At 34.7% G+C, this 15,689-nt stretch carries 10 protein-coding genes and 2 pseudogenes; 5 read left to right on the forward strand and 7 right to left on the reverse strand.

The window, feature by feature from the left end:
* Positions 1-151 precede the first annotated feature (151 nt).
* A complete protein-coding gene (locus F6K27_RS28660; protein ID WP_287279389.1) occupies positions 152-475 on the forward strand; it encodes a tetratricopeptide repeat protein in 324 nt (107 codons plus the stop codon).
* A 612-nt stretch (positions 476-1,087) separates the two neighbouring features.
* Here F6K27_RS28660 and F6K27_RS28665 read toward each other — a convergent pair.
* The 4 genes from F6K27_RS28665 to F6K27_RS28680 all read right to left on the reverse strand — a co-directional run bounded on the left by F6K27_RS28665 (position 1,088) and on the right by F6K27_RS28680 (position 5,973).
* Positions 1,088-2,410: a pentapeptide repeat-containing protein gene (locus F6K27_RS28665; RefSeq protein ID WP_287279390.1), complete on the reverse strand. Its 1,323-nt coding sequence runs from the start codon at positions 2,408-2,410 to the stop codon at positions 1,088-1,090.
* Positions 2,411-2,930: 520 nt separating this feature from the next.
* Positions 2,931-3,752 (reverse strand): pentapeptide repeat-containing protein, encoded by an 822-nt coding sequence (locus F6K27_RS28670; RefSeq protein ID WP_240038761.1) that lies wholly within the window; start codon positions 3,750-3,752, stop codon positions 2,931-2,933.
* 730 nt (positions 3,753-4,482) lie between these two features.
* Positions 4,483-5,658: a pentapeptide repeat-containing protein gene (locus tag F6K27_RS28675; RefSeq protein WP_287279391.1), complete on the reverse strand. Its 1,176-nt coding sequence runs from the start codon at positions 5,656-5,658 to the stop codon at positions 4,483-4,485.
* 108 nt (positions 5,659-5,766) lie between these two features.
* Positions 5,767-5,973 (reverse strand): hypothetical protein, encoded by a 207-nt coding sequence (locus F6K27_RS28680; protein WP_124143091.1) that lies wholly within the window; start codon positions 5,971-5,973, stop codon positions 5,767-5,769.
* Positions 5,974-6,197: 224 nt separating this feature from the next.
* Between F6K27_RS28680 and F6K27_RS28685 the strand changes: the two are divergent.
* Positions 6,198-6,752, forward strand: a pseudogene (locus F6K27_RS28685) (IS1 family transposase); the annotation flags it as partial.
* A 417-nt stretch (positions 6,753-7,169) separates the two neighbouring features.
* On the opposite strand, the gene F6K27_RS28690 reads toward F6K27_RS28685, so the two are convergent.
* Together F6K27_RS28690 and F6K27_RS28695 are read right to left on the reverse strand one after the other, a co-directional pair.
* Positions 7,170-8,573, reverse strand: coding sequence for a hypothetical protein (locus F6K27_RS28690; protein ID WP_287279392.1), 1,404 nt, complete (start codon positions 8,571-8,573; stop codon positions 7,170-7,172).
* Positions 8,574-9,271: 698 nt separating this feature from the next.
* Complete coding sequence (locus F6K27_RS28695; RefSeq protein WP_287279393.1) at positions 9,272-10,027, reverse strand: WecB/TagA/CpsF family glycosyltransferase; 756 nt, start codon at positions 10,025-10,027, stop codon at positions 9,272-9,274.
* A gap of 231 nt (positions 10,028-10,258) precedes the next feature.
* On the opposite strand from F6K27_RS28695, the gene F6K27_RS28700 reads away from it, so the two are divergent.
* The 3 genes from F6K27_RS28700 (at position 10,259) to F6K27_RS28710 (ending at position 15,205) form a co-directional block, all read left to right on the forward strand.
* A complete protein-coding gene (locus F6K27_RS28700) occupies positions 10,259-11,836 on the forward strand; it encodes a serine/threonine-protein kinase (protein WP_287279394.1) in 1,578 nt (525 codons plus the stop codon).
* Positions 11,837-13,048: 1,212 nt separating this feature from the next.
* The gene (locus F6K27_RS28705; protein ID WP_287279395.1) at positions 13,049-13,366 is read left to right on the forward strand and encodes a DUF6825 family protein; all 318 of its coding nucleotides are present in this window, start codon (positions 13,049-13,051) and stop codon (positions 13,364-13,366) included.
* Positions 13,367-13,513: 147 nt separating this feature from the next.
* A complete protein-coding gene (locus F6K27_RS28710; RefSeq protein WP_287279396.1) occupies positions 13,514-15,205 on the forward strand; it encodes an AarF/ABC1/UbiB kinase family protein in 1,692 nt (563 codons plus the stop codon).
* Positions 15,206-15,584: 379 nt separating this feature from the next.
* On the opposite strand, the pseudogene F6K27_RS28715 reads toward F6K27_RS28710, so the two are convergent.
* Positions 15,585-15,689: pseudogene (locus F6K27_RS28715) on the reverse strand (IS1 family transposase); the annotation flags it as partial.

Below are 15,689 nucleotides of genomic sequence, written 5' to 3' on the forward strand. Positions count from 1 at the left end.
GTAAACAATTTCAAGCTATAAACTGTAAATTATCAATACCATTACAGACATCCTTAAAACTTTAAGGTTTAGCGATCGCCTAATTTATGAAAAATACAGCTCATACAGTTACTTTTATATTACATTGCAAATATCTATGTAACATGTAAAGATGCCAGCGCTCATTGCTATAGAAAGAACTGCTGATGATTGGAGTTACATTTGTCATCGTGGTAGCTTATATAATCGAGCCAAAGATGTAATGTTTGCTTGTGAAAAAGCAGTTAAAATCGCGCCGGAAAATGGAGGTTTTATAGGTAGTCGTGGTTTGGCACGGGCATTAACAGGAGATTTTCCTGGAGCTATTAAAGACTTTGAGGCGTATATTAAATGGATAAACAATGATCGGGAAAAAGTACAACGACAAGGCTGGGTTGATGCTTTGAAAAAAGGGAAAAATCCGTTCACAGAAGAGGTGTTGGAGGAGCTGAAGTAGAAGTCAGAAGTTTTGATGAAGTTGTAAGTTTTTTTAATAATCAACAAATTTCAATGCTTGTACTTTCCATCTATGTAAACCGGATTTTGTCTCAGGAGGAATTACAGAGGATGTAGTCCGAACATGGGGTAGGGGCGGGTTCATCTGATAATCTGTAATATCATGTCCGGATAATTAGGGTTTGCTGAAAAAGTCTTATGGGTAAGGGTAGGAGACAGGAGACAGGAGACAGGAGACAGGATAAATGGGAATTATAAAGGAGGTAAGAGGAAGAATAATCCCTTGATTATTCTGCGCAACTATGAGCCTAAAATGCGCTCTTTTTTGAACCATTACGACCATTAAGCTTGGACTTTTTTTTACTAAAAAATGCGCTCAACCTTAAGCATTGACATATAAAGACTTTAGCCTGTTTGGGGTAAAAAAAAGTGCAAGCTTTTCAGTCTAAAACGCTCAAAAAGTTAGTATTTTAGGCGCATAGTTGGGCAGAACAATCTTGGGAAAATTCTTACTCCTACCTCCTCGCTCATTCCCATTTCTCCTGTCTCCTGTCTCCTGTCTCCTGACTCCTACCTCAACAAAAAGACTTTTTCAGCAAACCCTAATTATACTTTAATATTTATCCTGAAAAATAGCTCCACGTTTAACTAACTCTTGCTTCATTTCTTCATTAATTCCTAAATTTTCACCAAATATAGTACCTTCTAATTCTGCACCTTCTAGGTTAATTTCTCTTAAATCAGCTTTCAATAATTTAGTATTTTTCAAGTTGGCATCCATCAGATTTGCCATTTTCAATTTTGCATTTGATAATTCTGCATCACACAGTTGTGCTTTTAGCAATTTAGCTTCATTTAATGAAGCACCTTTTAAGATAGCATTAAATAATAAAGTGTTGCTTAAGTTAGCACCTTGCAGATTAGAATTAGACAAATTGGCTTTGATCAAATTAACATCTGTCAGATTAGCATTAGTTAATTTACTATTGGAGAGATTAGTATTGCTGAGGTTAGCATATCTGAAGTTAGCATATCTGAGGTTAGCATCTGCTAAATTAGCATTTCCCATATTAGCGCCTTTCAGGTTTGCATATTCAAGGTCAACACTATTTAAAGTTCTACCATAAGCGCCATGATTCACAATATCCCAAACAAGATACCACTTATCATCTAATTCCGTTGCATAATTAATTTTTACTCCCCTGAAATTAACATGATTTAAGTTGGCATTTATTAACTTTGCATAATTAAGATTAGTATCACTTAAATTAGCACCTTCTAGATTAGCACCTTCTAGATTAGCACCTTCTAGATTAGCTCGATTCAATTGAACTCTAAGAAGGTTAATTTTAGATAAATTAGCACCTTTTAAATTAGAATCTTTAAGGTTAACATCTGTTAAATTAGCATAACTAAAATTAGCACCTTCTAGATTAGCTTCGCTGATGTTTGCTTCATCAAGTTGAGCATAACTAAAATTAGCATCTGTGAGATTAGTATTTCTGAGATTAGTACGAATTAAATTAGCATTAGTAAAATTGGCTTTAATTAATTGTGCATCTGTAATCTCACTACGCCAAAGATTAGCATTCTCTAGGTTAGCATTCCCTAGGTTAGCATCTCTCAAACTTATCCCTCTAAGGTCTGCGCTCTTTAAATTAACATTATTAAGGTTGGCAAACCACATTATTGCCCCACTCAGATTAGCATGACTTAGATCGCTATTACTAAAATTAGTTCTTTTGAGGTTGGCACAAATTAGATAAGCGTCCCTGAGAATAGCTTCAGTGAAATTAATATCATTTAGATCGCAAAGACTCAGGTCAGCACACTCAAGACTTATACCAGTAAAATTGTTAGTCAATTTTTGATTGCTAGTTTGAGCACTATCATTAATTAGTTTCTGCAGTTGATCAAGTGATTTTTGATTTGCCATATAGAGTTACTCTTTCACACTATTAATAGGATGTTATTTAAAAGCCATCGCTAGAGTTAATTTAGTCAAGTATAATTCTGAATAATTACACTTTGACTAATAGAATTATAATCTAGTAAACTTTCTCATGGTTAGTTTTTACCATTTCATCTGAACTCTCAAAAATTACTAAAAAATCATCAGCTAGGATAAACAGAAGAATCTCAGAAAGAATACAAAATCAATCAGATTAATAATTATTAATTAAATGATTTGGCGTTGGTGATTTGAGGTATGATATCTTTTCCTAATAAGAGCCATATAGAACTCCGTTCCGCGCTCCATGATTATGCTGATGCAACACTTCCCATTAACATTTCCGGTAGCATTTCGACAGGAAAGTTGTGCGCCAGCAAACAAAAAACTTTCTTCTTCTACTCCTGTTTCTTCTTCTTTCTTCCTTCCTGACTCCTGACTCCTAAATAATTAAGATTAATATCATACACGCGCTTCAGCAACGCCAATGATTTTTTCTCTGATTCTAATTATCCTCAAAAAACGCTCCACGACTAATTAAATCTTGCTTCATTTCATCAGATAAACCAGAATCATGCCATAACCTAGCATTCTCTACTTTTGTATTCTGAAAATTAGCTCCTTTTAAATTTGTTAATGCTAATCCAGCTTGACTTAGATCGGCATCAGTTAAATTAGTATTACTCAAATCTGCATCACTTAAATTGGCATTACTCAAATTAGCTTCACTCAAATTTGCCCCACTCAAATTAGCCCCACTCAAATTAGCTAAAGCTAGACTAACACGGCGCAAATTTGCCTCAGTTAAATCGGCATTACTTAACAATGCTCCACTCAAATCTGCTCCACCTAAATTCACTTTACCAAGATTAGCTTCACTCAAATCAGCATCACTTAAATCTGCACCCCGTAGATAAGCTCCATACAAATTTGCACCACTCAAATCAACGCCACATAAATTAACTCCTAATAACTTAGCTCCTGCAAAATCTAAAGCAGGATTTATATCAGCGATACTTGCTAACTCCAGTAAATTTTCTGTATTAGCTTCAACCACTTTCTTTATTATTATTCTAAACTCTGAAAAATCACAACCTGCAGTCGTTGCAGACAATATCAAAGTTTGTAATTCCTCTGAAGATTTGTATTGCAATGACTCAGAAGTTAAGTTAGAGTCAAATTTTTGCGATCGCAACCAAAGCACCAATTTTCTTTCTAGCACAGCGAGTTGATTGGGGCTAATATTATGAGGCCATAATCCTTCAATTGCAGTCATAGAATCAACAATTTTCTCAGCTATATTTTTAATTGTTATAGCAGTTTTCACTACCGGAAAATCAGTTTAGAGTCAGGAGTCATAACTCAGGAGTCAGGAGTCATAACTCAGGAGTCAGGAGTAGGGAAGTAGGGGGGACTTGGAGTGGAAAAAACTGTGAGCAGGAAAGAAACCGAAGTACATCCTCTTTCTTTTAATTGGAGCTGAGGCGATCATAGCTGACATTATTACAGTGCTTTTGCTGATTGATAAACCACATCGTCATAACTAAAACCCTATAGGGGCGTTTTGCTCCGCAACATATAAAGCGGAAACTCTACGTCAGCGAATGGCCATTTGCTAGCACACAACTACGTTAACGCCCCTACTTGTGGTATACCGAAATGAAAACCGCTACAGGTAATTTGTTCCCAGTTCAATAGACTTGTCGCTTTATAACTTAAAAAATACCTAAAAACCTTGTTCTGTAAGGATTGTAGCTATTGGAAGGCAATAATGCTTGGAATTATTGCTCTGTCTAGGTTAGAGTGATTTTTTCCCTTTATTTAGCGACAACTCTAATCAATACAATTACGGTTGAAGGACTGCCGATAAATAATAATAATTAATAATTAACAATTACCTCTCCTTCAAAGAAGGACATTGACTAATATCATTTCTCATCCATAAAAAATGCGATATTTAGTAACTATTCCATCACCCCATCTCCATCAATACTTCTGCTCAATTACTTAGCTTTGAACCATCTTACTTATACCTAAAATCAGCAACGCTTATTTTTCTATTCTGAAATCTCAAATAATGCCCCTTGTTTCAACCATTCCTGCCTTTGATGTTCAGAAATACCTATATTTTGAGCAAATATTGTCTTCTCTAAAATTGCATCTTTTAAATCTGTCCGTTTTAAATTAGCTCCATATAAATTGGCCCCACTTAAATTAACTCCACTGAGGTCAGCATTTTGTAAAGAAGCATTACTTAAATCTACATTGACTAATTTAGCACTGGGCAGATAAGCACTACTCAAGTCAGCACCACTGAGGTTAGCATTGCTTAAATCGGCACGAGGTAATTTTGTCCGCAAATCTGCATCTTTGAGATAAGCTTCTACAAGTTTAGCATCTCGTAAATTAGCATTACAGAGATTAGCTTTACTTAAATTGGCACCATTAAGATTAGCTCCACTTAAGTCCGCAAGGGTTAAGTTAGCGCCACTGAGATTGGTCTTTTGTAAATTTGCCCCAACAAAATTAGCATATTGGAGGTCTATCCTACCTAGATCGCTACCTGCAAAATCTGCCGTAAAATTTAGAGCTACAGTTTGAGCAATTTCTGTAAAGTTATTGCCCAGTTGCTTTGATAATAATTCTTTGGCGATCGCTATCTGTTGTTGCCTACATTCTTCTGCCTTTCCATCATCCTTCATTGATTGGTATACTAACCGGAGATTAAACAAAGCATCCCCTTGGCTAATATAATTATCTATTTTTTTCGCAAAAGCTAACTGCTGTTGATAACATTCTTTGGCCTGGGCAAATTCTCCCAAACCATGATAAGCTATCCCTAAACTGGAGTAGGCTTGTTCGCAACCAAATTCGTCTTGCATTTCTTGAGCGATCGTCAAACGTTTTTGTTGATATGCAACTGCTTGTGAATAATTTTCTAGAGCATAATAAGCATTTCCTAAATTACCTAAGGCTTTTCCTTCTCCTTCTCGGTCTTGAATTTCTCTGGCAATATTTAAGTGTTGTTGATAATATTCTATGGCTAAGTGATAATCTAATAATGTGTTATAAGCAACACCTATATTTCCTAAAGCTGCAGCTTGTTTACGGCGGTCGGAAATTTCTTGGTAGATAGCTAATGCCTCTTGCCAAGATTCCAAAGCTGCTTCAAATTTATGATTTTGATATTGATATATCCCTTGTTTGAGCAGTTTGTCTCCTATTTCAGTCATATTTTTACAGTTTTTTTTACAGTTCCTTAAAAATACTATATTACCCTAGTTTAATGTCTTTTTTAATTCTACAATATAGCACGCTAAATAGTTGACTATACTAAGTGTCTAAACAAAATTAATTACATACTTTGTACCAAAATAATCAAGCAGTTTTTTGAGATAATTAAGTAAATTTTGCCTGCTCTGAGGCACATCAAATTCAATCCATTGATATTTAATAAATTTCCAGATAATCTCAGTTAAGTTTGGCTGAGGCGAGTCAGTAGGTAACCCAAAAATCTGGAAATTTATTGACCGAAAAATTATGGTCAATAGCCTCCCTTTTTAAGGAAAAAACAGTCCTTAGTGGAGCTTCCTGTAGGGCGGGATGGCTCCAAAACCTGCGACATATAAAATCGACCAAGATAAAGAGAGTATTCCAGATTTTAAGCCTCCTTATTGCAAGAGGTACTGTTAACTTATAACTGTTAACTGATAACTGAAATTACTCCCATTTCTCTTGCTTTTTCATGAAATTATTACTTTTTTTGAATTGAGGTTTTATCCATAAAGATCAATGTCAAACCTGTAAAAGGCAATTTGTCCCCAATAACTCCAAAGTATACATCAACAATCACTCCCATTGAATTGATTGATAAATTATTACTAGAAAAAATCAGTTTGGCTGGCATTATTCCGATAACAGGTGTATCTGAAAAATGGATGTAAAACTATGTCAATCGTAAGTATGCTGAAGTTTCACAGTCTGTTCAATGTACTAAAAAAAAACCGGGAGACTGACCATTGAGTGTGATGAAATGTGGTGATTTGTTGGGAATAAAAACAACAAACAGTGGTGATGGCTAGCAATTGATATAGGAACTAAAGAAATTGTGGGTTTCTTTTAAGGAGAAAGACCAGAAAAAGGTGCAAGTAGATTGTGGAATTCATTGCCTGGTATCTATGGGCAATGTGCAGTTTATTATACAGATTTTTGGTCAGCTTATGATCTGATTTTTTCTGATTGTAGACATAAATCAGTAGGAAAGGAAACTGGTTTAACTGCTCATATAGAAATATTAAATAATACTTGACTTCAAAGAATTTCTCGTTGAGTCAGGAAAACTTTATCTTTCTCTAAAAAATTAGAAAATCATTTGGGAGCTACGCGCGTATTTCATTCATGATGATCATCAAGCGATCGCTTCACCATAATTTGATCACTATATATACAGGACTACCCAAGAATTAATTATTAATAATTAATTCTTGAAAAGAAGAGGATTGACTAATCATGAAAATTTTTATTTATTATCCCCTTAAAAGGGGAGGCTTTAAACCACAATTTTTCGATAAAATTGATAATTTATGGATAATAATTGATTTTATTTTAAATTTTTGAAGAGGTCTATTATATCAAGCCTGATTAATTAGCCAAGGGTAAAAATGTGATCTCTGATAAATTTCTTCCTGTGCCCTGTTCCCTGTTCCCTAAAATTTTTATTGTGGAAATTCAAAGATACATAATATTATTGGCATTGTTTCTGTTTATTCCAGTGAGTACAATTGCCTTTTTTGACTCCACTAATTGCCTGTTTACGACTCTCAAACAATTCTAAAATTCCATCAATAATTATTTTTACTAAATCTTGGTTACAGCCATCAATAAAATCTTCAGGAGAAATACTTTTTTGAAATAATTCTTTAGTTCTTTCCCTTTGTTTTTTTACTTCTTCAAATCCTATATATATAACTATAAATGTACTCAATGGTGAGTTTCTCATATCATAAGCGGCATTTTGACATCGCCCGTCTGCCAACAAAGTTAATACTTCACGTTCCAGACTATTTTTAGGCTGATAAGGATTATTAATATCTGGTAAAAAACTCTCCAAATGAGCCGGATTAAATCCTTGAGTTGGCAATTCTCCAATCATTGTAGAAAGAGGTATATTCAAGCCCAATCGCATAGATAATGCTTCAATAAAACCTAGAGTAAAAATTTTACTTCCTAGATAAATTTTAGCAATTTCAAGATTTTTCTTTGCCTGATTAACCCAACTTATGTAAGTTTTTTCATTGGGTTCTCCATCAAATCTGCGAAAAATTAAATCGGGATTTAAAGATTTAATAAAACCTTCAGTTTTTTCTAAAGCAATTCGGTACTCAGAAATAGTGTATGAATTACCATTGATGAGATTGTGGTTAGTTTCTGGTAATAAATTCCAGGTATTATCTAGAAAAATTGAACTAGGTGAACCAAAGCCAATAACATCTCGATTAGATAGTCTAACTGATTTTTTAATTGTTTGATATAGTTCAGCATCAGTTAAATTAATATTCCACTTAATATTAGTTTCTTTAAGTCTTTGATAAAGACGTTCAGTAGCAGTTAAGCCATTTTCTGAAATAGGTTGAAATGGAATACTAGCTTCAATACAAGCAGCGATTTTAAATAGATGTTTAGTTGTCAAAAATTTTTCCATTGCTTTGGTCGCAACAACAGCGCTCATAAATTCATTTTGCCCACCAAAAGGTAATAAAATCTGACCAGCAAAAAAACCAAAAATAGATGCTATTATTTCAAAAATTTTATCTTTCGGCAATTCATTTGTTTCCCGAATTTTTAATTTTCCTTGTACCTCTTTAATATAAGGAGTAATGTAATAGCTGAGATTAAAATTAACACTATGATCTATTTGTAGATAGACTACATCATGGAATAAAGCAGCTAATACTTCTATTGCATCCTGTGAACCTCCCACTTCAAAGATATGATTTGGAGTATGAAAATAACGCCAAGGACTCATCATTGGTTGCACAACTAACTCGGCAATTTCAGCAAGTTTTTCTGATTGAACTTCTACCTGTAATTTCCCAGTTGCCCATTTCAATTTTTCTAAGCATCGTTGATATTCATATTCAAAATTCATAATTTTTTGATTCCTTATTTATGAATAAAATGTTGTACTTTACTAAGTTTTCCTTTCTCAGATATATCGCTAGATTTTTTTGATGTGGCTGTTCTATAACAATTTTTTTTAGCTCTCGGAAATAGCGTTATTGATACTAATTCGTCAAAACTATATGACATAAGTTGTACAGTTTATTTGATTTTTTTGCCTACCTTTCCCTATCTCAATTTTTTATAGTGCTTTGCAGATAACTTTACCAATTTTATATGAGACTGCATAGAATTAGGTTTAGGTGTTAGGTGTTAGGTTTGATACCAATTTTATGTGAGGCTGCATAGAATTATGAAATTTATTAACAAGTCTTTCTCGATCTACACTCAATTCTGATTAAAATATTATTCTATGCAACTTCTTATGAATTGGGTATTAATTCTTAAAAACTTGACCAATAAAAATATTTAAAGCTTCAGAATAGGCAAAAATAACAACTAATTTTAATACCAAATACTCTCATCTCTATTTAGCTATTCCCTATTCCTCACTTTCTAAAATTGAGAAATATGTACTTCATAAAAGTGATAAATTCCACAAAATTTAAATCAAACTTTCTTGCTCCCGATCAAAATTATTCCTAGAAGTCAAAATTAATAGTTGACTTTTCACTACAAATTAGGTTAAATTATCAACTATAAACATTATAATTGGCTTAATCCTTACTAAAATTTCACCTCCATTAAAGTCTTCCAAGCAAAATGTGGTAAAGCCAACATTCGTCGCCAGCGCCAAGGTTCTTGATAAAGTCTATACAACCACTCCAAAGAATTGTTACAAAACCAATCAGGCGCTCTTTCCTTCACCCCAGCCCATATATCCAAACTACCACCAATACCAATCCAGACTGCGTGAGGACAAATATGTTTATGTTTTGCAATCCACAACTCCTGGCGAGGTACTCCCAAACCTACAAATATTAGTTTTGGCTGTAACTGCTCTAAAGTACTTAGCAATTCTGTTTCTTCTGCCGGAGATAAATAACCATGCTGACAAGCAAACGCTAACTCTGACACTTTTTGTTGCCAAATGTCTGCCGCTTTCATAGCTACCCCTGGTTTTCCTCCATAGAAAAATACCAAGTTGTCTGGATTCTGTCTTGGTACTTGCCACAAAATACTCTCTGCTAATTCAATACCAGGACAACGCTGTACAGATTTACCCTTAAGCCTTAAGTATAGAACAACACCTGCCCCATCAGGAACTACCAATTCAGCTCGACGGATTATCTCAGCCAAGACGTGATTTTTCTCTCCCTGCATAACCATTTCAGCATTTAGTGTCACTACATGAGTTCCCAGTCCCTTCTCTAATCGAGAAAGTAAATAACCAGAGTAGTCATCAATACAATGTATTGGTAAACCTAGGACAAAATTTTTTGCAGGTAGACCAAGTGCGGACTCAGAATTTTTTTCACTCATATTTATTTTGATTTTATTGATTTATTTTTTTGTTTTACTATCCTCAATACCTACTGATTTAGATTAGTTGATTCCGCTCTTTCAGGCTAGTGCTTAACGACTTTCTTTCACCCTGATGCCATATCAAGATTTTCCAATTTTAGAAACTTAATCTATAATCAATCGAACAGAATCAACTACAAAAATATTGTTGTATTCTGACAAGTAACGCTTTTGTGAAAATTAGTGTTTATGAATCTTAAACCAGGAGTTGTCCTTCAAAAAGGAAAATATACTATTGATAGTATCTTAGGCCAAGGAGGCTTTGGTATAACCTACCGAGCTATTCATCATCAACACAATCAAATTGTTGTCCTGAAAACCCTGAATGAAAGTCTACGCCATCATCAAGATTTTGCTAAATTTAAACATCAATTTATAGATGAGGTTCATCTTCTGACAAACTCTAGACATCCTAACATCGTTAGAGTGTGGGACTTTTTTGAGGAAGAGCAGTTCTTCTTCATGGTAATGGACTATATTCCTGGTCAAAATTTGGCTGATTTAATACAGTCTGGCCATAAACTTCATCCCAACGAAGCTATTGATTATGTACATCAAATTGCTTCAGCTTTATCAGTAGTTCACAAAAATGGTTTTTTACATCGGGATATACAGCCTAAAAATATTATTAGGCAACAGGGAACTAATACAGTAATACTCACTGATTTTGGTATTACCTGTGACTTAACTGCTGGAATTAGGCAAACTTATGCTAATTTATTTTCTGTGGGATATGCAGCACCTGAACAGTGCGATCTAGAACAAAAGTTAACTCCCGCAGCAGATATTTATGCTTTGACTGCTACATTATACTATTTACTTACTGGTAAAGCTCCTACTCCTGCAGCTTTAAGGCTCAGTGATGAAGCTATTCCTCAAACACTTATAGTGTCTACAACTGAGCTAAGATTACTGGAAATGAATCTTTCTCCAAATATTGAGAATGCGATTATCAAAGGATTGGAAATAGACCCTCAAAAACGACCTCAAACTTTGGATAATTGGTTTGCACTGCTGTTGGATAAGTCGGAGATTTCACAGGTAAGTAAACAAAAATACCAAGTAAAAGAAAGTTGTTGTGAAGTTAATAGTAATTATGGCTTGATGGATACTAACTTTAAGTCAAATATGAATAATAAAGTGAAAAATGATTTTAGCAATCAATCAAAAGTCAAGAATTATCACGAAAATCAAGCACCAATTAATATTTTAAACAATTGTTCTTTGGAAAAGAATTTTAATTGGATTAATCAACTTTATTTGCAATTAACAATTTTTTTAGTGTTTCTATTTACAGCAGCAACTTTTGGGTGGATAGGTTTTGATATTACCCTTCGTTATAGTTATGCAAAAGCTAACAAAAAAACAGTATCTTTAACGGCAGGTAATTTACTAGAAACTCTGAAGAATGAGTCTGAATATGCTTTCAGAGAGCACGATCCATCTAGCCCTCTTTTTGATTCTCCTTCGGTAAAAACTTACTCTACAACTCCACCAAAATTGAACAAATTGCCTAAACCTTATGTTGACACAGATGAAGTTTTTCCTAATAGTGGGTCTAACTCTTCTGGGGAGAATTACCAGTCATATCAACCATATTATTCTTCTGATTTAAAAATTCAAATACCTAGCCACAATTATTCTGTCAATGAAGAAATTTATTTGCCAGAAAAATTAGACTATCCTTCTGACCATCAATCTAAACCTCTTGAGTATAACTATCAAAAATATCAACAACAAAATCAGTATCCTAATGACTACTATTAATTTGATTTTTTACAGATAAATTATAAATTCAATTTTTGAAGCAATGTTTGTAGCAGTATTTTTCACATTTTAGTTAATGCTAAAAATTAGATACTTTATACCACATCTGAATACTTGCTATCGTGAGCGATCGCTACTCTAAAAAAATATATAATAATTCAGCTAACAGCTATTTATATCAATTATCAAAAATCATACTATAAAAATCAAATTAAAAAAATCTGCATAGTAAAGAGTCGATAAAATCCTAGTTGCCATCTATCTCTATCATTATTTCTTATTTTTTTTCTTTCTTTATTTCTTATTCATCCCTCCCTTTTCCATAATTTTACTATTGTGGTATTAGATAGATAGAAATAGAATTGGTATTTAGAGTAGATAAATATACTTGTATTCTATAACACTTTAATACTGGGAAGATTTTCATTAACTATTGGATATGGCCTGTACGATAATTGTACTCCTACAGCACTTTTTAGGATAGTAAGGTACGCTTTTAAGGCTAATCTTTTTTTCCCTACTCCCTACTCCCTCTCTTGATGCGCATTCCCTCTCTTGGTCAGCATTCCCTTGCGACTGTCGCCGACGCGGGGTCGCACCGCTACTCCCTACTCCCTAAAGTCCTAAAATTTTGTACCTTCTCAACTCCAAAACTGCTGTAATATCATGTCCGTTTAATTAGTAATAGTAATAAAAAACTTTCTTCTTCTCTTCCTTCTTCTTCCCTCCTGACTCCTGTACGTCGCTAATCCAACGGTTCCCCTACCTGACTCCTCCGTAGTTATTTCTAAGTATTTAACCGGAAATTATATAACACATCTGCAAGTTCAGATTGGAAAAATAAAACAAAGGTAGACATCTTGCAGGTAGCAAGATACGGATATTTATAAGATGATGTGATACAATACTTTACAATCAGCATAGTTTTAATAGACAACTGAGATAATTAGGTCTCAAAAACTGGAAAAGATTAACAAATCAAGTAAATAAATTAGAAGTATTTTAACAGGGTGGTGATTAAGGTATTTTTATAGTAAATATATAGTAAATAAATCAAACATCAAGCATTAAAATTTGCTTAACAACCATTAGCATAATTGAAAAATCAAGAGAAACCTTGTTAAGTAAGTAAAAATAAAGATAAGCCTTGCTTTTCCAGAAAATATCAATCAAAATTAATTAGTAAATTTTCAACATAGACAACTTTGAATTATGAGTAAATCACCACTTCATGCCTTTTTCGTTGGTAGAGCTATTGCAGAAGGAGTTTACGAACAACTAGAAAATGTTGTTACCAACTCTCTTAGTACAGTAGGAAAATTTGATGCAGAGCAAAGAGAGAATTTGCGAAGTTTCATTGAACAAGCATTAGAAAGAGCAGACCGGGAAGCTCAAGCAGAAAATAATGTCAGTAGCTCCAGCAACTTAAACTATCAACCCAAAGACCTACAAGCTATAATCGACGACTTAAGAGCTGAAGTCGCTCAAGTTAGATCGGAACTACAAAAATATCGTAGTGGTTCTGTCTAAAGACAACCCGACCGCTAATTTTGTCCATTGCTATCAGCAAATCTTTAATCATATCACAAATTATTATATACTGCTACTGTGTCTGTTCTCCTTGATGACAACATCATTAACCGCAAGGGACAAGCTAACTATACAACTGGAGGCTCAATGACCAAAGCCTCCACAAAATCCTATAGTGATAAAGCTTATCGCTGGAATAGAGAAAATTATTCTCGCCAGCGCCGTTACATTGATATTTGGGCTTTTTTTCTCACCTGGCTAACCTGGCTATGGGTAGACAAAAAAAATTGGAGCTACCGAGGGGGAGTAACAGAAGAAAAGAAAAATCTCAGACGTCGCAAACAAGCAATTTGGGTACGAGAGACAATGCTAGAATTAGGTCCCACCTTCATCAAGTTGGGACAACTATTCTCTACCCGTGCAGACTTATTTCCTGTTGAGTACGTCGAAGAGCTTTCAAAACTCCAAGATAAAGTCCCCGCTTTCAACTACGAACAGGTAGAAACAATAATCTTAGAAGACCTAGGAAAAAAGACAGACGAACTATACCATAGCTTTGAACCAGTACCCCTAGCTGCGGCGAGTTTAGGTCAAGTTCATAGAGCGCAACTTCATTCTGGTGAAGATGTAGTAGTCAAAATACAAAGACCTGGGCTGAAAAAACTGTTCCAAATCGATTTAACTATTCTTAAAGGGGTCGCTCGTTATTTTCAAAGACACCCAGAATGGGGTCGCGGCCGAGATTGGTTGGGTATCTATGAAGAATGTTGCCGAATTCTGTGGCTAGAAATAGATTATCTGAACGAAGGTCGCAATGCTGATACCTTTCGCCGTAACTTCCGAAATTGTAATTGGGTAAAAGTACCAAGAGTTTATTGGCGGTATTCAGCACCACGGGTACTGACATTAGAATATGTTCCAGGTATCAAGATTAGTAATTATGAAGCTCTCGAAGCATCAGGTCAAGACCGCAAGGCTTTGGCTAGAATGGGTGCTGAAGCTTACTTAAGACAACTATTGAATGATGGCTTTTTCCATGCCGATCCTCATCCGGGCAATATTGCTGTTAGTCCAGAGGGGGGATTAATTTTCTACGATTTTGGCATGATGGGACAAATTAAGTCCAATATCCGGGAAAAACTCATGGGAACTCTTTATGGCATTGCTTCAAAAGATGCTGAAAGAGTCGTTGTCTCTCTCATAGACTTAGGAGCGTTAACTCCTACTGGAGATATGGGTCCTGTGAGGCGGTCGATCCAATATATGTTGGATAACTTTATGGATAAGCCTTTTGAGGCTCAGTCTATTACAGCTATTAGTGATGATTTGTATGAGGTTGCTTATGACCAACCTTTCCGTTTTCCGGCAACTTTTACTTTTGTGATGCGAGCCTTCTCTACTTTGGAGGGGGTTGGTAAGGGTTTAGACCCAGAGTTTAATTTTATGGAGGTGGCACAACCGTTTGCCATGGATTTGATGTCTGATGGAAATTCTCAAAATACTATTTTTAATGAACTAGGTCGTCAAGCGGCTCAGGTTAGTTCTACTGCTTTGGGTTTGCCTCGTCGCATTGAGGATGCGATTGATAAGTTGGAGCAGGGGGATATTAGGGTTCGGGTTCGAGCTACGGAAACAGATAGGTTGGTTCGGAGGGTTAGTAATGTCCAGATGGGTACTAATTATGCTTTGTTGATTAGTGGTTTTACTTTGTCGGCGACTATTCTATATGTTAATAATCAGCCTGGTCTAGCATTCGCTTTGATTTTAGTGGTTGTAGTAATGGGGTTTGCTTTTGTACGACTACTAAAGCGTATTAATAGGTTAGACAAGATGATGTGATAGATTTTTTCTATCTTTAATTATTTTTGCCCACCCTAGTAAATTACATTTGGTGGGTTTTTAAGTTTTAGTTATAGGTTTTATAGCAATGTGCGCTGGCATATTTACACATTATTTTTTGTACACCTTTTCGCTTACTGCACTTTGAGCTGGACATTGTAAATACCTGAGCGCTCATTGCTATAATTTTTTGTTTGAAAATTTTAAAGTTTGTCATCGATATTTGACAAAAAAATGTTGAAGTTTTCTCTATTGGCTAACGAAGTTTCAATATTTTCACTTCTGTTCTTCAATTTTGTGGTAAGCTATGAACAGTGGTAAATTCCAGCGGTTAGTTATTACTTGACTAGATTTTAAGGCGTTGGTGAATGTGTAATGCTCAGAAAAGAACTGGCACAGTCTTGAATTTCAAGTAATGTACCAGCAAGCCAATAGAATACTTAAGCATTGTTAAGGATTTGGAGTAACAGAGGGTTTTGCGTTT

Origin of the sequence: Okeania sp. SIO2F5 (genome assembly GCF_010692685.1) — a bacterium.
GTDB classification, from domain to species: domain Bacteria; phylum Cyanobacteriota; class Cyanobacteriia; order Cyanobacteriales; family Microcoleaceae; genus Okeania; species Okeania hirsuta.